The sequence below is a fragment of the Pseudomonas sp. Os17 genome, assembly GCF_001547895.1.
Taxonomy (GTDB): Bacteria; Pseudomonadota; Gammaproteobacteria; order Pseudomonadales; family Pseudomonadaceae; genus Aquipseudomonas.
In genome coordinates, this window is sequence record NZ_AP014627.1 from 5,313,859 (window position 1) to 5,334,141 (window position 20,283).

Sequence of the window (20,283 nt, forward strand, 5' to 3'; positions counted from 1 at the left end):
CTCCTGAACTAGTGACTGAATGGCAACCAGAAAATGCTGATCAACGTGCCGAGCAGTACTGCAATCGAGTAAGGAAATGGCTTGCCTGCCACTTCATCGGCTGCAGGCGCGAAGTAAGCCCTGGCTCGGAGCATCAGCCAGTAACGCCCCACGGTCTGCTGGGCCTGGCCACGTACCAGCACGATCAATACGCCACACAAGCCACCGGCAATCAGGCTGAAGAACGCAGCCCACAAGGCCCCCTGCGGAGTCAGAAAAGTTCCGACCATGGCCATCAGCTTGACGTCTCCGGCGGCCATCCCCCCAAAGACATACATCGGGAGAAACACCGCAAAACCGATCAGCAGGCCTAGCAATCCGTGTCCCAACCCGGTTAAACCTTCGGAGTAAGCCTGTCCAACCAGCCCCAGGCAGACTCCGAGCAAGATCAGCACGTTGGGAATGCGGTGGCGGCGCAGATCGCCCACCACCGCCACACTCAACAGCCCCAGCAGCAGCGCCACAGCAACAAACGGCTCCTTGTCCATGACCGCAATCCTCTGTGGAGTTGGCGCTACTAGCAGGTCTTGCCTTGGACGGCGCAGCCCAGGCTGGTGATGGCTGTTTTCACGTTGGTGCCCAGGGTGATGAACGCGGCGACAGCCCCCAGCGTGATCAACCCGCCCGCCACCGCATATTCCACGATGGTCAGGCCGTCTTCGTCTTTGATGAACTTCAGCACCGAGGTCTTGATCGATTGCAGTTTCATTTTGTTTGCCTCACTCAAGTGATTGACTTCAAGAGCAGCACTTTTCGCACTACCTGGGCAAACCTTAGTCATTAGGAGATTGAGGGGGTTAGGAGTTTTTTGCTGATCGCTAGGACTTTATTGCAACTAAAACAAAAACAACTAAGCACAGGGCCAACGACCTGATCAGCCAGTAAAAGTTTGAGTAGGGAACAATTCACAAACAACACGACCACGCATTCTCAGTCGTTGAAAAATCGATCCTGGTACGGCCCTGCCGAACGAAAACAGCGCTCGGCATCACGGTCACCGAATGGCGCATGGTGCAGAACGAACTAAGCTGGCTTTTGTATATCAGGATTAGATCTTCGGACAGGCGGCACAGCAGCGATACTGCTGGACAGGGAAGAAAAACTGCGGGCCGGGTCTGACTCGAACAGCGCTTGCCCAGCGCCGTACGGTTACTCGGGATCGATCAGGATTACAGCCAGGAACCAGGCACACTGCATATGCATACCGATCCCTACTACATGCTGGACCTCAGCCTGACGAAGATCGCTCCCCGGCGTCTGGCCCAGCTACGCTGGCGACACAGAGCCAATGAACCGCTCCAGTACAGGACTGAGCCCCCAGCGCAACCACTTGGATCAACAGGTCTTGCCCTGTACTGCGCATCCCAGACTGGTAATGGCGGTACTGACGTTGCCGCCCAGGGTTACAAACGCAGCAACGGCTCCAAGGGTTATCAACCCGCCAGCCACTGCATATTCCACTATGGTCAAGCCATCTTCATCCCTGATGAACGCCGTAACCGAGGTTTTGATTGATTTCAGATTCATCTTGCCACCTCATTTAAGGACTGTACTTCAAGCGGTTAGTTGGTCCACCGCCTGAAGGAATGCTAGTCAGGGGCAACAGTGAGGGTTAGGAGTTTATTGTCGATAACTAGGACTTTTTTGCGGTGATTAATTAGAAAAAATATTCCCACGCACACACCCGGCACAGAATCGAAAGGCTAAGGAGCAACTATGAACACACCTGATCTTCAATACACGGAGACTTGTCTCCGTCATCGTCATGTGGTGACGAAGCACTATTCCCGACATGCATCGACGCGCGCGATGCCCGACCTCAGATAGAGGCGGCGTGACCGCTGAAAGGAACAAGGCAATGAAACCTGAGGCGATCAAGAAACCATGCCTGCTATGGTTTGATCTCACTCGCAACCGATCCGCTGAAGAGCTGATCGGGCATTTTCGTTCAGCCTGTGACTGTCGCCTGGCCAAGGGGGCCAACGTTTCCGCGATGGATGCGCTGCCGACGCCGGACATGATCTGCATGCACTATGACCGCCCCGACATGCCGGGCCTCAACCTGCTGCTGGAGATCAAACGCAAGGTCCCCTCCGTTCCCATCGCCATGTTCACCGTGCAGCACTCAGAAGAGCTTGCCATCTGGGCGATGCGCTCGCGGGTCTGGGAGTACATGGTGCTGCCCCTGACCGGCCCGGAAACCGAACGCTTCATGCATGCCCTGAGGCAGCTCTGCGAGCTGCGTCGCCACTCTGGCGCTAGCAACAAGACGTTGCTGGTCGAGCATGGCCCGTCCTTGCCGGATAGCATCCGCTTGACCGCAGAACACCAGAAACATCAGGCCCTGAACAACGTGCTGCTGTATATCGACCAACACTTTCGCGACAGCATCGATCAAAAGGAACTGGCCAAGCGCTGCGGCATGACGACATTCCGCTTCAGCCGCCTGTTCAAGGAAGTGAATGGCCTGGGCTTCATGGACTACATCCTGAGCAAGCGTATGGATTGCGCCAAGGAACTCCTGGACAACAGCCAGATGCCCGTCACCAGCATCGGCTATGAGGTCGGTTTCAAGGATCCTTCCTATTTCGCCCGGGCCTTCAAGCAGTTCACCGGTTGCACCCCCAGCGAATACCGCCAGGCACACCGTACAACACCCCCGCAGGACGAGCCGCAAGACGAGCAGCTGTCGCAGGTCATTGATAGCCTTCCAGAGCGCATCGAGCTTTGATGCCCCAACGCCCGGGTTTATTGCAGGCAAAAAAAAACCCGGAAATCCTCACTTTCGTGGGCCTTCCGGATTTTCTAAACCGCCAAAATATGGTGGGTCGTGTGGGATTCGAACCTACGACCAATTGGTTAAAAGCCAACTGCTCTACCAACTGAGCTAACGACCCGCTGTGTGGTGGCGCGTATAATACTGATTTCTAACGGGAATTCAACACCCTAAATGAAAAAAATCAAAAATAAACCGTTGGATCGCTGACACCGGCCGCGTCGAAACCTTCTGCACGCAGACGGCAGCTGTCGCATTTGCCACATGCACGGCCGTTGTCGTCCGCCTGATAGCAGGAAACCGTCAGGCCATAATCGACTCCCAAACCCACACCGGCCTTGATGATTTCGGCCTTGCTGAGGTTCTGCAGGGGCGCCTGGATCCGGAAGCCCTGCCCTTCGACACCGGCCTTGGTGGCCAGGTTGGCCATGCGCTCGAAGGCTTCGACGAACTCGGGGCGGCAATCTGGATATCCGGAATAATCCACCGCATTGACGCCGATGAAGATATCCCGCGCTTGCAGAACTTCCGCCCAGCCCAGAGCCAGGGACAGAAACACGGTGTTGCGTGCCGGCACATAAGTCACCGGAATCCCCTCACCGGGTGCCTCGGGCACATCAATGGAACTGTCGGTCAGGGCCGATCCGCCAATGCCATTGAGATTCAGGCCGATCACCTTGTGCTCCACCACGCCCAGGTCCCGCGCCACGCGCTCGGCAGCGTGCAGTTCGGCCCGATGGCGCTGGCCATAATCGAAGCTCATGGTGTAGCAGCGGTAGCCTTCGGCGCGGGCCATGGCCACTACCGTGGCCGAGTCCAGTCCACCGGAAAGCAGGATCACTGCACGCTTCTCGGTCGACGATTGATTCTGTGCTTGCTCAGTCATTTCAGCGCCCCGGCTCATCATTCCAAAGGTATTTATGCAGCTGCAGTTGCAGTCGCACCGGCAGGTTGTCAGCCACGATCCAGTCGGCCAGATCCCGTGCGCTGAGATCATGGTGGCTGGGAGAGAACAGTACTTCGCCGGCACGTCGCTCAAGACCGTACTGGATCAGTTTGGACACTGCCCAGTCGTAGTCCTCACGGGAACAGATGACAAACTTGACCTGGTCGTTGGCCGTCAGCAGCTCGATGTTCTCGTAGCGATTGCGATGAGCTTCCTTGGAGCCTGGAGTCTTGAGGTCAAGGACCCGGCTGACGCGCTGATCCACCTCGGAAATATCCAGCGCGCCACTGGTCTCCAGGGAGACTTCATAGCCGGCATCGCACAGCTGCTTGAGCAAGGGAATGGCATTAGGTTGCGCCAACGGCTCGCCACCGGTGACACAGACATAACGCGGACGGAAACCGGCAACCTGCTCCAGCAGGCTGTCGAGGGTACGCTGGGTGCCGCCGCTGAAGGCGTAGGCGCTGTCGCAGTATTGGCAACGCAACGGACATCCGGTCAGGCGCACGAAAACCGTGGGCAGCCCGGCAGTCCGAGTTTCCCCCTGCAACGAGTAGAAAACTTCGGTAATTCTCAATGTGTCTTGCATAGTCGCCACGGGCGTAACAGCTAAACAGGCTGTCCGCCTCCGTCAGGCACTTCAAGGAACCCCGCCATCGCGCAGATCCCAGGAAGCGTGTTTCAAAAAAAGGGGGTGAATTCTAACGAAAAAACCCGCGACAAGCGCGGGTTTCTTGTAACGGCTGCCAACACGCTTACATGCGTTGCAGATCCCGTTGTGCCAACTGAGCGGCGGAAGTGCCCGGATACTGGGCCACCACCTGCTGCAGAATGCCTTTGACCCGGTCGGTATGACCCAGGCGACGCTCTACGTCAGCCAGCTTGTACAGCGAGTCCGGCACCTTGGCATGCTTGGGGTACAGCTGGGAAACCTTGGCGAACGCCTGACCTGCACCTTGCAGATCGCCCTTGGCCAGGTTCACTTCTCCCAACCAGTACTGGGCATTGCCGGCGTACTGGCTGTTGGGGTACTTGCGCAGGAAAGCCGAGAAGGCCTGGCTGGCCTTGTCGAAGTCCTTGGCCTTGATCAGGTCGAAGGCAGCATCGTAGTAGAGCTTTTCCTTGGCCGGATCACCCGGTTCGCTACTGGCCGCGGGTGCTGGAGCAGCAGCTCCGGCTGCGGCACCGGCGGCACTGCTATCGCCACCGGCTGAAGAATTCTCAGGAGACGCGGCAGGTGCAACACCGCTTCCTATGCGCCGATCAAGATCCTGGTAACGCTCCAGGCTCTCTTGCTTCATGCGCGCTACATCATTTTGCAGAACTTCGATCACACCTTGTTGCCGTGCGATCTGCTCCTGCATTTGCTGCAGTTGCTGGAACAGCTCGCCCTGTGCCGAGACAGGGGTCGAAACCCCTCCCCCGGCATAGGCGCCGTTCGTGCCATAACCCGCTGGCGGATAACTGCTCCCGCTATTGTTATAGCCGGAGTTGTTATCGACCACAGGAACCGCAGACCACGCCGCTAGCGGCGTGAGACTGAGAGCCAAAATAGTTACAGCACGACGGCACGTTCGCATGACGAATTACTTACGCAGTTCGACGCGACGGTTTTGAGCCCAGGACTGCTCGTCGTGGCCAGTGGCAACTGGACGCTCTTTACCGTAGGAAACCAGCTCCAGCTGAGCTGGGGAAACGCCCTGCAGAACCAGGTAGCGCTGAACGGCTTTCGCACGACGCTCGCCCAGTGCCATGTTGTACTCACGAGTACCACGTTCGTCGGTGTTGCCTTCCAGAACAACGCGAGCGCCGTTTGCTTTCAGGTCCTTGGCGTGAACGTCCAGAGCGCGCATGGCTTCTGGCTTCAGGTCCGAGCTGTCGTATTCGAAGTAGAAGGTGGTGATTGCGCGCAGAGCAGCTTCTTCGCTCAGGGAGCCATCAACAGCACCAGTGTTAGCGCCGTAACCAGCGTTTGGATCAACAGCGCCTTCGCCGGCGTTGTCGCCACCTTTGGAGGAGCAACCTACAGCTACAGCCATGGCCAGAGCCAGCGCAGCAAACTTACCAAACTTCAACATTTCCATCGTGAAACTCCTAATGAACCCCAGTGTGTTAAGTGAAACATTGTAGCGCCGCGTCAGTTCAGGTAAGGGGACCAGGACGGTTCTCTGACTTCGCCTTGAGCGGTAGGAAGCGGGAGCCTCACACGTCCATTAATGGACACGAGCATCAAGACTCCCCGGCCCTGCTGGCGGGTGGCGTAGATTACCATGGTGCCGTTGGGCGCAACAGTAGCTGACTCATCAAGGTTGGTGTCTGTAAGGATTTTTACGCTACCGCGCTGCAAATCCTGAGCCGCCACCCGGAAGTTGGTGAAACCATCCTGGCGGTGAATCATTACCAGGGTCTTTTCGTCAGCAGAAAGTTTTGGGTTGGCGTTGTAGTTACCAATAAAGGTCACACGCTCGGCGCCACCACCATTGATGTTGCTTTTATAGACCTGCGGCTTGCCGCCACGGTCGGAGGTGAAATAGATGGTGGAACCATCCTTGCCCCAGAACGGCTCGGTATTGATGCCCGGGCCACTGGTGACACGACTGATTTGCCGGGACGCCATGTTCATCACATAGATATCCGGGTTGCCATCCTTGGACAGCACGAATGCCAGGCGGGTGCCATCCGGCGACCAGGCAGGAGCGCCGTTCAGGCCTTCGAAGTTGGTGATCTGCTCACGACGGCCAGTGTCGATGTGCTGAACGAAGATCCGCGGACGCTTCTGTTCGAACGACACATACGCAATGCGCTTGCCATCGGGCGCAAAGCGCGGCGACAGGATCGGCTCACGCGACTGCAGCAGGGTAACCGCCCGAGCACCGTCGTAGTCCGAACGCTGCAGGGTGTAGCGGGTGTTGTTCACCGAGAAGCGCTCAGCCGTCACATACAGCAGGCGAGTCGAGAACGCGCCCTTGATACCGGTCAGTTTTTCAAAGGACTGATCGGAAATGTAGTGCGACATATCCCGCAACTGATCGACGCTGCCCGACACGCTGCCGGTCAGCACTTGCTGCTCGGTGGCGACGTTGAACAGCGCGTATTGCACCTGCAGGCGCCCGCCCGCCGGAACAATGCTGCCCACCATCACGTACTGGGCGCCCAGGGCTTTCCAGTCGCGGAAAATGACTTCACTGGCCTGAGTCGGCAGGCTGATCATGTTCTGCTTGGGGATAGGTGCGTAGTACCCCGAGTTGCGCAGGTCGTCACCGATGATCTGCGCCATGTCGTCCGGCAGCACGCTGCCGCCTTGCCAACCGAACGGCACTACGGCGATGGGAGTTGCCCGGTCACTGCCACTGGTAACCAGAATGTTTTTTTCATCCGCTGCCGCTATCCCTGCCATACAGCAAATAACGACAAGCATTCCTCGAAGAAGGTTTCTCACAAGGCTAGATCCTCAGGTGTGAATGTCATCTTGAATGAACGATAGGGAGCAAAATCCTTCGGACTCAACCCCTGCATTTCTGTCAAACGCCCAATATTCTTGACTGCCGCTACCGCCGAGGCATCGAACGGACCATCACCACTGGACTTGATCACGCTAACCGTGGTCACCGTGCCATCGGGCAACATGCCGATCCGCAGCTCCACTGTCATGCCCTTGCGTGCCGAAGGAGGACGAGCCCAGCCTTCCGCTGCACGGATACGAATCAGGTCATCGAAACTGCCTGCGACACTGTCACCGACCTCATCCGACTTAGTGGCTTCACGCTCCGGCTTGTCGGACAGCAAGTCCGCCAGGGCCTGAGCCTTCTTCTCTTCGGCAGATTTACGCGCTGCTTCCTGGGCCTTTTTCTTCGCGGCATCGGCAGCAGCTTTCTTCTTCGCGTCTTCGGCGATCTTTTTCTTCGCCTCTTCAGCTTCAGCTTTCTTCTTCGCGTCTTCCGCGGCTTTCTTCTTCGCGTCTTCGACGATCTTTTTCTTGGCTTCTTCAGCGGCCTTTTTCTTGGCCTCTTCTTCAGCGGCTTTCTTGGCTTCTTCTTCGGCTTTCTTCTTGGCTACATCAGCCAATTGCTTCTCTTCAGCCTTCTTGGCTTCGGCAGCTTTCTTGGCTTCATCAGCCTTCTTAGCCTCGTCAGCCTTCTTGGCTTCATCGGCCTTTTTCGCTTCCGCGGCCTTTTGAGCTGCCTCTTCTTTCTTTTGTTCCGCAGCCTTGATCTCTTCCTGCTCGACCTTCTTCTGCTCCAGCTGCTCGGCTTCGGTCTGACGCGCGGCGGATTTCTTCGCCTCACCCGCAATCTTGTGATTGGTCTGGGTGGTTGCCGGACTCTTGGATTTCAGCTGATACAGGGTCGCCTGGACGATCGGCTTGGCCGGAGGCAGTTCCGGGGTCATGGCGAAGCTGACGAACAGCATGCCAAACACCAGCACGTGCAGGGCGATCGCCCAGACACTAGGCCAGAAGTAGCTTTCCGAGGCGGACGGCTCTCGCTGTTGGTGCATCAGGGCGCCTCGGTAATCAAGCCAACGTTACCGACTCCGGCTTTCTGCAGGCCGCCCATGGCACCCATCACGGCGCCGTAGTCGACGGATTTATCACCGCGAATGAACACCTGGGTGTGTTTGCCGCCTTCGTTGCCGGCACGGATGATCTTGGTCACCGCGTCGGTCATCTGCGGCAAGGTCATCGCCTTGTCCTGTTGCTTTTCGGTGTCGACTTCACTGCCAAGGTTCCAGTAGTAGGTCTTGTCAGCCTTGATCGAAATGGTCAGTACCTGGGTGTTGTTGTCCTGGGGCAAGGCTTCGCTGGAAACCTTGGGCAGATCAACTTTCACGCCCTGGTTGAGCATCGGCGCGGTCACCATGAAGATAACCAGCAGTACCAACATCACGTCGATGTAGGGCACCACGTTCATCTCGGCAACCGGCTTGCGTTTGTGGCGAACTCGGGCCATTGGGTTTACCTGCTCACTCTTCGCTGGTGTGCACTTTACGGTGCAGGATCGCCTGGAACTCGTCGGCGAAGGTGTAGTAACGGCTGATCAGCGTCTCGCCACGAGCGGCGAAGCGGTTGTAGGCGATCACCGCCGGAATGGCCGCAAACAGACCGATGGCCGTGGCGATCAGGGCTTCGGCGATACCCGGGGCCACAGTGGCCAGGGTCGCTTGCTGGGCCTGGGCCAGGCCGCGGAAGGAGTTCATGATCCCCCACACGGTACCGAACAGACCGATGTACGGGCTGACCGAACCGACGGTGGCAAGGAACGGCAGGCTCTGCTCGAGCTTCTCTTCCTCACGGGAAATGGCAACGCGCATGGCGCGGGACACGCCTTCCATCACGGCTTCTGGATCAACGCCCGGTTGTTGACGCAGACGGGAGAACTCCTTGAAGCCGGCACGGAAAATCTGCTCGACCCCGGAATCCGGGTCCGGATTGCTGCCTGCCTGACGGTAGAGTTTGGACAGGTCGATACCGGACCAGAAGCGCTCTTCGAAGCTCTCCAGGGCACGTCGACCGGCGCGCAGCAGGTTGCTGCGCTGAAAGATCATGATCCATGAAGTCACCGATGCGGCAACCAGGGTCAGCATTACCAACTGCACTACAACGCTGGCATTGCTGACCAGGCTCCACATGGAGGAATGGTCGACGACGTTAGCTTCCACGCTTTATCTCCTGCTCTGAGTGTGTACCCGCGCTGCTCTCGTCGACAAAGGCCGTACGCAGAGCGTCTGGAATGGCGCGGGGTTTGAAAGTGTCGGCGCGCACACAGGCCACCAGGAACTGCCCCTCACAGAGCAGTGCATTATCCGCGGCTCGCCTGACCTGCTGAGTGAAGCGCAGGCTGACCCGGTTCAATTCGGTGACATGGGCACTGACCAGAAGCTCGTCGTCCAGTCGCGCCGGCGCGTGATAACGCGCTTCGCTGGAATGCACGACGAATAACAGGTTCTCCCCTGCCAGCTGCGATTGGGCAAAGCCCAGGTGTCGTAGCCGCTCGGTTCGAGCCCGCTCCATAAACTTAAGGTAATTAACGTAATACACGATGCCGCCGGCATCGGTGTCCTCGTAATAAACGCGACAACGATGTGCGAACGGCTCAAGCCCGTTTTGCGCGCGCATACTCTAGTGCTTACTCCTCAGGTTGCCAATCCGGCCAGGCAACTGTTTTTTCATTCTTGAACGACTTTTCATGCAGTTTGGGCAATGCCAGTCCCTAGGACAGCACAAACCCCGAATAAATCGACAAGCAGCGGGTGATTAATCGTCCACAGCATCGAGGAATTCGTCTACCACAGGCATATCCCCCAATCGTGACGGAATGTTTAGACCGAAGTGCAGATACGCATGCCGGGTCACCACACGACCTCGGGGAGTGCGCATGATGTAGCCCTGCTGGATCAGGTACGGCTCCAGCACGTCCTCAATGGTGTGACGCTCTTCGCTGATCGCCGCCGCCAGGCTGTCGACCCCCACCGGACCACCGTCGAACTTCTCGATCATGGTCAGCAACAGACGCCGGTCCTGGTGGTCGAAGCCACGCTCATCGACATCCAGCAGGTTCAGCGCCAGGTCGGCGATCGGCTTGGTGATATGCCCCTTGGCCCGGACTTCGGCGAAATCCCGCACCCGGCGCAGCAAGCGATTGGCGATCCGCGGAGTGCCACGGGCCCGCCGCGCCACTTCGAAGGCGCCTTCCGGATCCAGTGGCAAACCGAGGATCCCGGCGGATCGGCTGACAATGGTCGCCAGGTCCGCCGTGCTGTAGAACTCCAGGCGCTGGACGATGCCGAAGCGGTCCCGCAGTGGGTTGGTCAGCATCCCCGCGCGCGTGGTGGCACCCACCAGGGTAAACGGCGGCAGATCAAGCTTGATCGAGCGCGCCGCCGGACCTTCGCCGATCATGATGTCGAGCTGGAAGTCCTCCATGGCCGGGTACAGCACTTCTTCGACAATCGGCGACAAGCGGTGAATCTCGTCGATGAACAGCACGTCGTGAGGTTCAAGGTTGGTCAGCAGCGCCGCCAGATCGCCGGGGCGCTCCAGCACCGGCCCTGAGGTGCTCTTGATCGAGACGCCCATTTCCTCGGCGATGATGTTGGCCAGGGTGGTCTTGCCCAGACCCGGAGGGCCGAAGATCAGGGTGTGATCCAGGGACTCGTTGCGCCCGCGGGCGGCCTGGATGAACAGCTCCATCTGCTCGCGCACGCTGGGCTGGCCGATATAGTCGGCCAGGCTGACCGGACGAATCGCCCGGTCCTGGATTTCCTCGCGCTCACGGGGGCCCGTGGCGGCGATCAGACGGTCAGCTTCAATCACTTAAATCATTCCCTTCAGGGCTCGGCGGATCATGTCTTCACTGCTCAAGCCTTTGTCTTTGATCGCGGATACCGCCTTGCTGGCTTCCTGCGGCTTGTAGCCCAGGGAGATCAGCGCGCTGACCGCATCCGACTCGGCGCTGGCCACCGGCACCGGTGCATCCGGCTGGTTCGGCACCAGGGCAAACATGCTCGGTACGGCTTCCCAGGCCTTGAAGCGGTCCTTGAGTTCCACCAGCAGGCGTTCGGCGGTCTTCTTGCCAACCCCGGGCACCTTGGTCAGGGCCGAGGTGTCCTGGGCCTGCACGCAACGCACCAGCTCATCCACTTCGAGGCTGGACATCAGCGCCAGGGCCAGCTTGGGACCCACACCATTGAGACGGATCAACTCGCGAAAAAAGTCTCGCTCGCGCTTGCCGGCGAAGCCGTAGAGTAACTGCGCGTCCTCGCGCACGACCAAATGGATGTGCAAGGTCAGAGGCTCACCGACCGACGGCAGCCTGTACAAGGTGGTCATGGGCACTTCGACTTCGTAGCCCAGCCCGTTTACATCAAGAATCAGGTGCGGCGGCTGTTTCTCAGCCAGGGTGCCGCGCAAGCGTCCAATCACGTTTCAGATCCTTAGGCGATGGCCAGCTCGCAGCTGGCGACTCGTTGAGCGAGCGCCGGCGCCGACTACCCAGGCGCACAGTGCTCCACTCCTAAAATGACTGCGCTGATGCTATCAGAGACGCAGGCGCCCGCCACGACTGCGTGCCGTTCCCAGACCATGGGGCAACAGACTGGAGCGGGTATGGGCGTGACAGATGGCGATGGCCAGGGCATCCGAGGCATCGATCTGCGGCTTGGTGGTGAGCTTGAGCAGGTGCATGACCATCATCTGCACCTGTTCCTTATTGGCACCGCCGGTCCCGGCCACGGCCTGCTTGACCTGGGTCGCCGTGTACTCGGCGATCTCCAGGCCTTCTTCGGCCCCGGCGACAATCGCCGCCCCACGGGCCTGCCCGAGCTTGAGTGCCGAATCGGCATTGCGTGCCATAAACACCTTCTCGATGCCCATGGTCACCGGACCGTAGGTCTGAATCACCTCACGCACACCGCGATAGACAATCTGCAAGCGCTCGGGCAACTCGCCGGCTCCGGTGCGAATACAACCGGACGCCACGTACACGCAGCCACGCCCGGTGTCTCGAACCACGCCATAACCGGTAATGCGTGAGCCGGGGTCGATGCCAAGAATAAGAGTCATAAAGCCTGCTGCTTGAGTAAGAAGACCGGCCGGCCAGGACCGGAAACGCAAAAAGGCAGAAGCCGGAAGCGCCCTGCCGCGCATTCATCGCGACGTGGCACGTCCGGCTTCAAGGGTAGTGCAAGTGGATCAGCCGAGCTGCTCGGCCACCGACTGCGGGATATCCGCGTTGGAATAGACGTTCTGCACATCGTCCAGGTCTTCCAGCATGTCGATCAGCTTGAGGACCTTCTCCGCGCCCTCCAGATCCAGTTCGGCACTGGTGGTGGGCAGCATGACGATTTCTGCGTCCGCAGCGGTGAAGCCAGCCGCTTCCAGGGCATTGCGCACACCGTAGAAACCAGCAAACGACGTGAACACGTCGACGGAACCGTCTTCGTTGCTCACCACATCGTCGGCATCGGCCTCCATCGCCGCCTCGATCAGCGCATCTTCATCGACACCTTCGGCAAAAGTGATCTGACCCTTGCGTTCGAACAGATAGGCCACCGATCCGTCGGTCCCCAGGTTGCCGCCGCACTTGCTGAACGCGTGACGAACCGCAGCCGCGGTGCGATTGCGGTTGTCGGTCATGCATTCGACCATCACCGCCACGCCATTGGGGCCATAGCCTTCATAGGTCAGCTCGACCACGTCGTCGCTGCCGGCAGCGCCGGTGCCACGGGCGATGGCACGATCAATGATGTCGCGGCTCATGTTGGCGCCCAGGGCCTTGTCCAGGGCCAGGCGCAAACGTGGGTTGGAACCTGGCTCGCCACCGCCCTGACGGGCCGCAACGGTCAGCTCACGAATCCACTTGGTGAAGATCTTGCCTCTCTTGGCATCCTGACGCTCTTTGCGGTGCTTGATGTTCGCCCACTTGGAATGACCTGCCATAACTTGCTCCAAATTCTCTTTGAAACATTGCCCACGCCGCTTGGCGGGCGGGGCAACAAAACTCGACCCATAGAAAAAGCGCACCCGAAGGTGCGCCTTATCGGGCCGGCTTATTCAGCCTTGGGCTGTTCGCGCAGGCGGATGTGCAGCTCGCGCAGAGCCTTGGCATCCACCAGACCCGGTGCCTGAGTCATGACGCAGGCCGCGCTCTGGGTTTTCGGGAAGGCGATCACTTCACGGATCGACTGGGCGCCGGTCATCAGCATCACCAGACGGTCCAGACCGAAGGCCAGGCCACCGTGCGGCGGTGCGCCGTACTTGAGGGCGTCCAGCAGGAAGCCGAACTTCTCTTCCTGTTCCGCTTCGCTGATGCCCAGCAGGCGGAACACCGCTTGCTGCATTTCCTTGCGGTGGATACGGATCGAACCGCCACCCAGCTCGGTGCCGTTCAGGACCATGTCGTAGGCGCGCGACAGAGCGGTAGCCGGGTTGGCTTCCAGCTCTTCAGGCGAGCACTTCGGCGCGGTGAACGGGTGGTGCAAGGCGGTGAAGCTGCCGTCGTCGTTCTCTTCGAACATCGGGAAGTCGACCACCCACATCGGTGCCCATTCGCAGGTCAGCAGGTTCAGGTCGTGACCGAGCTTGATGCGCAGGGCGCCCAGGGCTTCGCTGACGATCTTGGCCTTGTCGGCACCGAAGAACACGATGTCGCCGTCGACCGCACCCACGCGATCGAGGATCACGTTCAGGTTGGCTTCCGGAATGTTCTTGACGATCGGCGACTGCAGGCCTTCAACGCCCTTGGCGCGCTCGTTGACCTTGATGTACGCCAGGCCCTTGGCACCGTAGATGCCGACAAACTTGGTGTAATCGTCGATCTGCTTGCGCGGCATGCTCGCTCCGCCAGGAACGCGCAGGGCGGCAATACGGCATTTCGGATCGTTGGCCGGGCCGCTGAACACCTTGAATTCCACTTCCTTGAGCTGGTCGGCAACGTCCACCAGTTCCAGCGGGTTGCGCAGGTCCGGCTTGTCGGAACCGTAGCGACGCATGGCTTCTTCAAAGGTCATGTGCGGGAATTCGCCGAACTCCAGACCCAGCACTTCCTTGAACAGGTTGCGGATCATGCCTTCGGTCAGGCCCATGATGTCTTTTTCGTCGAGGAAGCTGGTCTCGATGTCGATCTGAGTGAACTCAGGCTGACGGTCGGCACGCAGGTCTTCGTCACGGAAGCACTTGGCGATCTGGTAGTAGCGGTCGAAGCCGGCCACCATCAGCAGCTGCTTGAACAGCTGTGGCGATTGCGGCAAGGCGAAGAAGCTGCCGGCGTGGGTGCGGCTCGGCACCAGATAGTCGCGGGCGCCTTCCGGAGTGGCGCGAGTCAGGATCGGGGTTTCCACGTCGAGGAAACCGTTTTCGTCCAGGTAGCGACGGATGCTGGTGGTCATGCGCGAACGCAGGCGCAGCTTTTCGGCCATTTCCGGACGGCGCAGGTCGATGAAGCGATAGCGCAGGCGGGTTTCTTCACCCACGTCGGAGTATTCGTTGAGCGGGAACGGCGGGGTTTCCGCTTCGTTCAGCACTTCCAGCTCGTAGCCCAGAACTTCGATCATGCCCGAAGCCATGTTGGCGTTGCCGGCACCGGCCGGGCGCAGGCGCACCTTACCGGTGATCTTGACTACGTATTCGCTGCGCACGCGGTCGGCGGTGGCGAAGGTTTCAGCGCGGTCCGGGTCGAACACCACCTGGGCCAGACCTTCACGATCACGGATATCGAGGAAAATCACCCCGCCGTGGTCACGGCGACGGTGGACCCATCCGCAAAGGGTTACTTCCTGACCTTCCAGGCTTTCGTTCAGTTGGCCGCAATAATGGCTGCGCATCATGGTAGTGGTTTCACTTCTCGTAATTCGAAATTCGATGGAGGCCTTGCGCACCATGAGGTGCCGGATAGTGCAAGAACTCGCGCGTGTCGTTCAACTTAGTCAGCTTTGTCGCCACCGGCCAGATTCTTCTTGGAGCCGGTCTTGAAGTCGGTTTCATACCAGCCGGTGCCGCTGAGGCGGAATCCGGGCATGGACAGCATCTTTTTCAGTTCAGGTGCCTGGCAGGCAGGGCAGTCGACCAGCGGCGCAGCACTGATCTTTTGAATGGCTTCCAACTGATGACCACAGGAAGCGCATTGGTAATCGTACATGGGCATGGGGGCGTCTCGGCAATCCAGATTACTGCTTGAACTACAGCCAGAGCCCACGCCAAAGCTCGGGCTACCTAGCAAAGAGCGGGATTATATCCATTAAATCGGCCCTGTGCAGCCGTATGACCATATAGATGCCGGAGCCTGTCAAAAGGCGCCGATGGCGTCCGGGACGCCATCGGCCATGAGCGGCTTAACGATGTTCCAACAGGGAGCGCAGCATCCACGCGGTTTTCTCATGCACTTGCATGCGCTGGGTCAGCAGATCCGCCGTTGGCTCATCGCTGACCTTGTCCAACAACGGGAAAATGCCACGGGCGGTGCGGGTGACCGCTTCCTGGCCGGCCACCAACTGCTTGATCATTTCTTCCGCGGCCGGCACGCCCTCCTCTTCCTTGATCGAAGACAGCCGGGCGTAGATGGAGTATGCACCCGGTGCCGGGAAGCCCAGGGCACGGATGCGTTCAGCGATCAGGTCAACCGCCAGGGCCAGTTCGTTGTACTGCTCTTCGAACATCAGGTGCAGGGTGCGAAATTGCGGGCCGGTGACATTCCAATGGAAGTTATGGGTTTTCAGGTACAACACGTAGGTGTCCGAAAGCAGGCGGGAAAGGCCGTCGACGATGGATTTACGATCTTCTTCGCTGATACCGATATCAATTGTCATGTTTCTCTCCGTTAACAGGATGGATTCACCCAATCAGCTGCCGGACCACTCTAGCAAGAGTGTCGCTCCCCCGCCGACCCGGATCGGCAATTGGCCCGCGGTGGATTGCCCCATGGGCCGGCCATGGCTTGCCAACACTGGGTTCCAGGCAATGGCTGACCTGCGGAAAAAACCGGAGTTCCCCGGAAAACCGCGGCCATCTGTCTAGAACGCGACTTTGCCCGATGCTCCGATTACCAAGGGCAACATGGAGCATTTCCAATCACCCGCTGCTGATTTGAGAAGGCCGGGGCTTTGCTGTTAAATAGACTCCGTGTCGCTGATGCCTATTTCTTCGGCCAGCGCGCATAGGCTGACCCCGCGTACGTAACCACCGCCTCACCCATTTATTCAGAAGCGAACCGTGCGTGATCAGCTCTTCCTTGTGCATCCTTCTTAACGTGAGTTAATCAAAATGTTGAAAATCGTCCACCTGCTGACAGGCATTGCAGCTTTGCTGCTGTCCTTGATTCCGAGTCTTAGATCTGACGCGGTTCCCTACCTGCAACAATCCGATGCTATTTACCTGGCTCTGTTCGGCCTGCTCAACCTGATCCTCGCTCCAGTTATCCCGCACTGGAACAAAGGTTCGCGCCATCACCTGCAAAACCTGGTCAGCGCTCTGCTGGTACTGGTCGTGGTCCTGCAAACCCTCACCTTGCTGGCGCCAATGCCGGTGATCGGTGGTCAACCGGCAGTCCTGGTGAGCCTGCTGACCGCCCTGGTCGCCGTGGCACTGCACCTGGGCATCAGCTTCTACAAGTCCTCGCCCGCGGCCTCCGCAGCTCCCAGCTACGACATGAGCAACCGCGATACCGGCACCGTGAAGTGGTTCAACACATCCAAGGGTTTCGGTTTCATTTCCCGCGACTCCGGCGATGACATCTTCGTGCACTTTCGCGCCATTCGCGGAGAAGGTCACCGCGTCCTGGTGGAAGGCCAGCGCGTGGAGTTCTCGGTCATGAATCGCGATAAAGGCCTGCAAGCCGAAGACGTGATCGCTGCACTGCCACGCCGCTGATCAACGCCAACAAAAAACCGCGCCCTGGCGCGGTTTTTTTTGTGCAGCGAGAATGCCGACCTTCCTTTAATAGTGCGGGGGCGGCGCCTCTTCCTCGAAAGACTCGAACTGCCCAACCATTTCCTCCTGGCGCTTGAGCAAGGCGTTCATCTGCAGCTGCAGGCGCTCCAACACCTTCTGCTGCGATACCAGCACATCGTTCAAGGCTTGAATGGTGTCATCCTGAAACGCCAGACGGCTTTCCAGATCGGTAACACGCGCTTCCAGACTCATGGCTCAAACCTCCAGAAAATGGAAATCATCGGTCAGCACCACCCGCAGCCGATTGCGAATCGCCGCAACTTCCTGAGCGGTGTAAGGCTTGGCGGGGTGCTTGCCCCACACTGGCGCCGGCCAAGCGGCGTCATCCCGCTTGCGCACGATCACGTGCATGTGCAACTGACTCACCACGTTACCCAACGTCGCCACATTCAACTTATCGGCATCGAAGGAGTCCTTGAGCACTTCAGCCAATGCCGTGGTTTCCCGCCATAGCTGCAGTTGGTCGGTGACATCCAGTTGAAACAACTCGCTGATATCTTCACGACGGGGCACGAGGATGAACCAGGGATAGTTCGCGTCATTGGACAGCAGCAACCGACAGAGGGGGAAATCCCCGATGGGCAATGTGTCTTGTTGCAGCCGTGAATCTAAAGTGAACACTGCATTTACTCCCGCTCAGCTCATTTCAGCCTGGCTCACAGCATCGGTGACACTGGCCAGGCGACAGACGCGCAGCATACCTGCGAATGCCACGGGCTTCATGAGCAAAGCGCTCACCCGGGACATCGCCCGCCAATCAGCCGGCAAGGAGCCAGCTTCAATGCAGCCCAAGCGCCCCACGACAGTACACTTTCAGATGCCTTGCACCATTTGTGCACGAGGCGTCACAACTGACCAGAACATGACTCGTTACGCCATCGTCGTCGCCAACCATAACCACACATGACTGTATGAACCCTGCACAGCATTACAAAAGTTTTGCACCAAAATCGCACAGACGGTCTACGCTCAATTCCTCAAGCATCCGCCGTCTACTCACCTTGCAGTGTGGACCGGTAACATTTTGGCGCGCTGTGCGACTTATTGCACAGCCCTGCACCAGTAAGCTCCTTGCGTCAAGCCAAACAAAAAGACGCTTTACATGGCTGTTTTATGCGGTTTTTACAGGTCGGCACGCCGCCCGGAAGAAAAAAGACCAGACAACTTTGGTTTGTGCACGCTTGTTGCATTAACCCCCGACATCGTCTGCGATGGAGCACCGGAAGTGGCTCGTCACAGACTCATAATAATAGTGGCAAGGCTGCCCGGCGGTGCTTTTTAGAGTGTGTACGTCGGGAGCTGAATTGCTCGTGATGTTCCTTCGAAGAACACGACCTAAGTTGTTGGTTCGGATACAGACTGGCTGCAAAATTGCGACACTGACCGAGCAAATTGCGACAGGCTCGTAAAGAAGCTGAAAGGATAGATAGGCAAGTATCGCCAACATTGTCAGCGTGATATAAGTTTGCGCCGACACAAAAAGAAAGAGCCGCCCAGATAAAAAAACAGGTGGGACGGCAGTACTCTTCTAAAAACCAAAGGAGCAAATCACGATGCGCGTGATGAAGTGGAGCATGATCGCCCTGGCTGTATCAGCAGGCACCTCGCAGTTCGCAATCGCGTCCTCCCAGGACGATGCAAAGGGCTTTATCGAAGATAGCACCCTGACTGCGAAAACCCGTCTTGAGTACATGAACCGTGACTTCAAGAACGGTGCAGGTAACCGCCAACGTGACGATGGCACCTACAAAAGCGGCTATCGCCAAGACACCGGTCTGAGTGAACTGCTGCAGTACAGTTCTGGCTTCACTCAAGGCACCGTAGGCGTAGGCGTTGACGCTTTCGCCATGGGCGTGGTCAAGCTGGACGGTGGCGCCGGTCGTTCCGGTAACGGCCTGGCAGCCAACAACAGCCTGGGCGAGCCTGAAAAAGACTCTTCCGCTGTAGGTGGCGCGGTCAAGTTCCGCATCTCCGATACCGTACTGAAATACGGTAACCAGATGGTTGCCAGCCCGGTATTCTCCACCGACGACAGCCGCCTGCTGCCTGAAGTCGCCACCGGTACCTTGATCACCAGCAACGAGATCAAAGGCCTGGAGCTGAATGCCGGTCACTTCACCGCACTGCGCTCGCAGACCGGTCAGTACAACGACAGCATCAACGGTCGTAACAGCGACACCGGCCTGAAAAACCCAGGCCTGACCTCTGCCGACTTCGCAGGTGCAACCTACAAGTTCACCGACAACTTCGTCGGCGGCGTGGCAGCGTCCAAGGTTGATGACTACTTCAAGAAGCAATACATCAACCTGAACTACACCTTCCCGATCGCCGACAGTCAGTCCCTGAACCTGGACTTCAACGGCTATCGCACCGAAGACGACGGCAAGAAGCTGTACGGCAAGCTGGACAACAAACTGTGGAGCCTGGCAGCTGCTTACAGCATCGGCCCGAACAAGTTCACCATCGCTCACCAGCGCTCCACCGGCGACACCAACTACCTGTACGGTGTGGACGGCAACGGTACCATCTTCGTCGCCAACTCCATCCAGATCTCCGACTTCATCGGTGAAGACGAGCGTTCCTGGCAGGCTCGCTACGACCTGAACATGGCAACCCTCGGCGTCCCTGGCCTGAGCTTCATGGCCCGTTACGTGAAGGGTGACAACATCACCACTTCATCGAACACCGAAGGCAAGGAAAACGAGTTCAACTTCGAAACCAAGTACGTGATGCAAGAAGGTCCAGCCAAGGACCTGTCGTTCCGCCTGCGTAGCGCCGTGTACCGTGCCAACGGTGCTTACAACAAGGACTACACCGCAGACAACAACGACGTTCGTATCATCGTAGAGTACCCACTGAGCATCTTGTAATTTCAATGTTCAGTTGATTGCGCCAACGCGCAACTCAAATAAAAGCCGCCGCCCTGGATCAGGTCGGCGGCTTTTTTGTGCGTGGCAACAGTAACTCGTAGAAGCAAAACTTAAATAGCAAGCTAACTAAAGAAGTTGTTTGCACTCGTTATGCCCCCGCTTTCGAATGAAACTTGATAGTTGCCAAGGAACCCTGAAAACAAACAAGGGG

The 20,283-nt window shown here is 58.3% G+C and carries 24 protein-coding genes and 1 tRNA gene; 3 read left to right on the plus strand and 22 right to left on the minus strand.

The genetic code is table 11. The features are described 5' to 3' along the window. Nucleotides 1–8 precede the first annotated feature (8 nt). From POS17_RS23290 to POS17_RS23300, 3 genes are all read right to left on the minus strand, one after another. Nucleotides 9–527, minus strand: a complete 519-nt coding sequence (locus POS17_RS23290; RefSeq protein WP_060840716.1) for an A24 family peptidase — start codon at nucleotides 525–527, stop codon at nucleotides 9–11. Between the two features lie 29 nt (nucleotides 528–556). Next, entirely contained in the window at nucleotides 557–748 is a 192-nt protein-coding gene (locus POS17_RS23295; RefSeq protein ID WP_016967360.1) for a Flp family type IVb pilin, read from the minus strand. A gap of 626 nt (nucleotides 749–1,374) precedes the next feature. Continuing rightward, on the minus strand, nucleotides 1,375–1,566 hold the full coding sequence (locus tag POS17_RS23300) for a Flp family type IVb pilin (protein ID WP_060840717.1): 192 nt from the start codon (nucleotides 1,564–1,566) through the stop codon (nucleotides 1,375–1,377). A gap of 331 nt (nucleotides 1,567–1,897) precedes the next feature. Here POS17_RS23300 and POS17_RS23305 point away from each other — a divergent pair, with 331 nt between their 5' ends. Further along, complete coding sequence (locus tag POS17_RS23305; protein ID WP_060840718.1) at nucleotides 1,898–2,770, plus strand: response regulator transcription factor; 873 nt, start codon at nucleotides 1,898–1,900, stop codon at nucleotides 2,768–2,770. 90 nt (nucleotides 2,771–2,860) lie between these two features. Here POS17_RS23305 and POS17_RS23310 read toward each other — a convergent pair. From POS17_RS23310 to POS17_RS23390, 17 genes are all read right to left on the minus strand, one after another. Continuing rightward, nucleotides 2,861–2,936, minus strand: a tRNA-Lys gene (locus tag POS17_RS23310). A 63-nt stretch (nucleotides 2,937–2,999) separates the two neighbouring features. Then, nucleotides 3,000–3,701 (minus strand): 7-cyano-7-deazaguanine synthase QueC, encoded by a 702-nt coding sequence (gene queC, locus POS17_RS23315; protein ID WP_060840719.1) that lies wholly within the window; start codon nucleotides 3,699–3,701, stop codon nucleotides 3,000–3,002. Between the two features lies 1 nt (nucleotide 3,702). Then, entirely contained in the window at nucleotides 3,703–4,350 is a 648-nt protein-coding gene (gene queE / locus POS17_RS23320; protein WP_016963208.1) for a 7-carboxy-7-deazaguanine synthase QueE, read from the minus strand. 166 nt (nucleotides 4,351–4,516) lie between these two features. Beyond that, the gene (gene ybgF / locus POS17_RS23325; RefSeq protein ID WP_060840720.1) at nucleotides 4,517–5,341 is read right to left on the minus strand and encodes a tol-pal system protein YbgF; all 825 of its coding nucleotides are present in this window, start codon (nucleotides 5,339–5,341) and stop codon (nucleotides 4,517–4,519) included. A 6-nt stretch (nucleotides 5,342–5,347) separates the two neighbouring features. Further along, entirely contained in the window at nucleotides 5,348–5,845 is a 498-nt protein-coding gene (gene pal / locus POS17_RS23330) for a peptidoglycan-associated lipoprotein Pal (protein WP_003227510.1), read from the minus strand. Between the two features lie 53 nt (nucleotides 5,846–5,898). Next, nucleotides 5,899–7,179, minus strand: a complete 1,281-nt coding sequence (gene tolB / locus POS17_RS23335; RefSeq protein ID WP_015636767.1) for a Tol-Pal system beta propeller repeat protein TolB — start codon at nucleotides 7,177–7,179, stop codon at nucleotides 5,899–5,901. Nucleotides 7,180–7,196: 17 nt separating this feature from the next. Further along, on the minus strand, nucleotides 7,197–8,258 hold the full coding sequence (gene tolA, locus POS17_RS23340) for a cell envelope integrity protein TolA (RefSeq protein WP_016963210.1): 1,062 nt from the start codon (nucleotides 8,256–8,258) through the stop codon (nucleotides 7,197–7,199). Continuing rightward, complete coding sequence (tolR, locus tag POS17_RS23345; protein WP_011063015.1) at nucleotides 8,258–8,710, minus strand: protein TolR; 453 nt, start codon at nucleotides 8,708–8,710, stop codon at nucleotides 8,258–8,260. Before tolR ends, tolA begins: the two co-directional genes overlap by 1 nt. Before the next feature lie 13 nt (nucleotides 8,711–8,723). Continuing rightward, on the minus strand, nucleotides 8,724–9,419 hold the full coding sequence (tolQ, locus tag POS17_RS23350; RefSeq protein WP_016963211.1) for a protein TolQ: 696 nt from the start codon (nucleotides 9,417–9,419) through the stop codon (nucleotides 8,724–8,726). After that, nucleotides 9,409–9,876 (minus strand): tol-pal system-associated acyl-CoA thioesterase, encoded by a 468-nt coding sequence (gene ybgC, locus POS17_RS23355; protein ID WP_060840721.1) that lies wholly within the window; start codon nucleotides 9,874–9,876, stop codon nucleotides 9,409–9,411. The genes tolQ and ybgC overlap by 11 nt, the downstream gene beginning before the upstream one ends. A gap of 138 nt (nucleotides 9,877–10,014) precedes the next feature. Beyond that, complete coding sequence (gene ruvB / locus POS17_RS23360; protein WP_060840722.1) at nucleotides 10,015–11,073, minus strand: Holliday junction branch migration DNA helicase RuvB; 1,059 nt, start codon at nucleotides 11,071–11,073, stop codon at nucleotides 10,015–10,017. Continuing rightward, nucleotides 11,074–11,682: a Holliday junction branch migration protein RuvA gene (gene ruvA, locus POS17_RS23365; protein ID WP_060840723.1), complete on the minus strand. Its 609-nt coding sequence runs from the start codon at nucleotides 11,680–11,682 to the stop codon at nucleotides 11,074–11,076. Nucleotides 11,683–11,796: 114 nt separating this feature from the next. Continuing rightward, nucleotides 11,797–12,321, minus strand: a complete 525-nt coding sequence (gene ruvC, locus POS17_RS23370) for a crossover junction endodeoxyribonuclease RuvC (RefSeq protein ID WP_016963215.1) — start codon at nucleotides 12,319–12,321, stop codon at nucleotides 11,797–11,799. A 129-nt stretch (nucleotides 12,322–12,450) separates the two neighbouring features. Continuing rightward, nucleotides 12,451–13,197, minus strand: a complete 747-nt coding sequence (locus POS17_RS23375; RefSeq protein ID WP_060840724.1) for a YebC/PmpR family DNA-binding transcriptional regulator — start codon at nucleotides 13,195–13,197, stop codon at nucleotides 12,451–12,453. Between the two features lie 110 nt (nucleotides 13,198–13,307). Continuing rightward, nucleotides 13,308–15,083: an aspartate--tRNA ligase gene (gene aspS, locus POS17_RS23380; protein WP_060840725.1), complete on the minus strand. Its 1,776-nt coding sequence runs from the start codon at nucleotides 15,081–15,083 to the stop codon at nucleotides 13,308–13,310. Between the two features lie 95 nt (nucleotides 15,084–15,178). Continuing rightward, complete coding sequence (locus POS17_RS23385) at nucleotides 15,179–15,400, minus strand: FmdB family zinc ribbon protein (protein WP_010457489.1); 222 nt, start codon at nucleotides 15,398–15,400, stop codon at nucleotides 15,179–15,181. A 187-nt stretch (nucleotides 15,401–15,587) separates the two neighbouring features. Continuing rightward, nucleotides 15,588–16,061: a Dps family protein gene (locus POS17_RS23390; protein WP_060840726.1), complete on the minus strand. Its 474-nt coding sequence runs from the start codon at nucleotides 16,059–16,061 to the stop codon at nucleotides 15,588–15,590. A 454-nt stretch (nucleotides 16,062–16,515) separates the two neighbouring features. Here POS17_RS23390 and POS17_RS32470 point away from each other — a divergent pair, with 454 nt between their 5' ends. Further along, entirely contained in the window at nucleotides 16,516–17,121 is a 606-nt protein-coding gene (locus POS17_RS32470) for a cold-shock protein (RefSeq protein WP_060840727.1), read from the plus strand. Nucleotides 17,122–17,187: 66 nt separating this feature from the next. Here POS17_RS32470 and POS17_RS23400 read toward each other — a convergent pair whose 3' ends face one another. Continuing rightward, complete coding sequence (locus tag POS17_RS23400; RefSeq protein WP_060840728.1) at nucleotides 17,188–17,394, minus strand: SlyX family protein; 207 nt, start codon at nucleotides 17,392–17,394, stop codon at nucleotides 17,188–17,190. A gap of 3 nt (nucleotides 17,395–17,397) precedes the next feature. Next, complete coding sequence (locus POS17_RS23405) at nucleotides 17,398–17,823, minus strand: HIT domain-containing protein (protein WP_060840729.1); 426 nt, start codon at nucleotides 17,821–17,823, stop codon at nucleotides 17,398–17,400. Nucleotides 17,824–18,755: 932 nt separating this feature from the next. On the opposite strand from POS17_RS23405, the gene POS17_RS23410 reads away from it, so the two are divergent. Further along, nucleotides 18,756–20,072 carry an OprD family porin gene (locus tag POS17_RS23410; protein ID WP_060840730.1) on the plus strand — a complete coding sequence of 439 codons (1,317 nt, stop codon included), beginning with the start codon at nucleotides 18,756–18,758 and terminating at the stop codon, nucleotides 20,070–20,072. The last annotated feature ends 211 nt before the right edge of the window (nucleotides 20,073–20,283 follow it).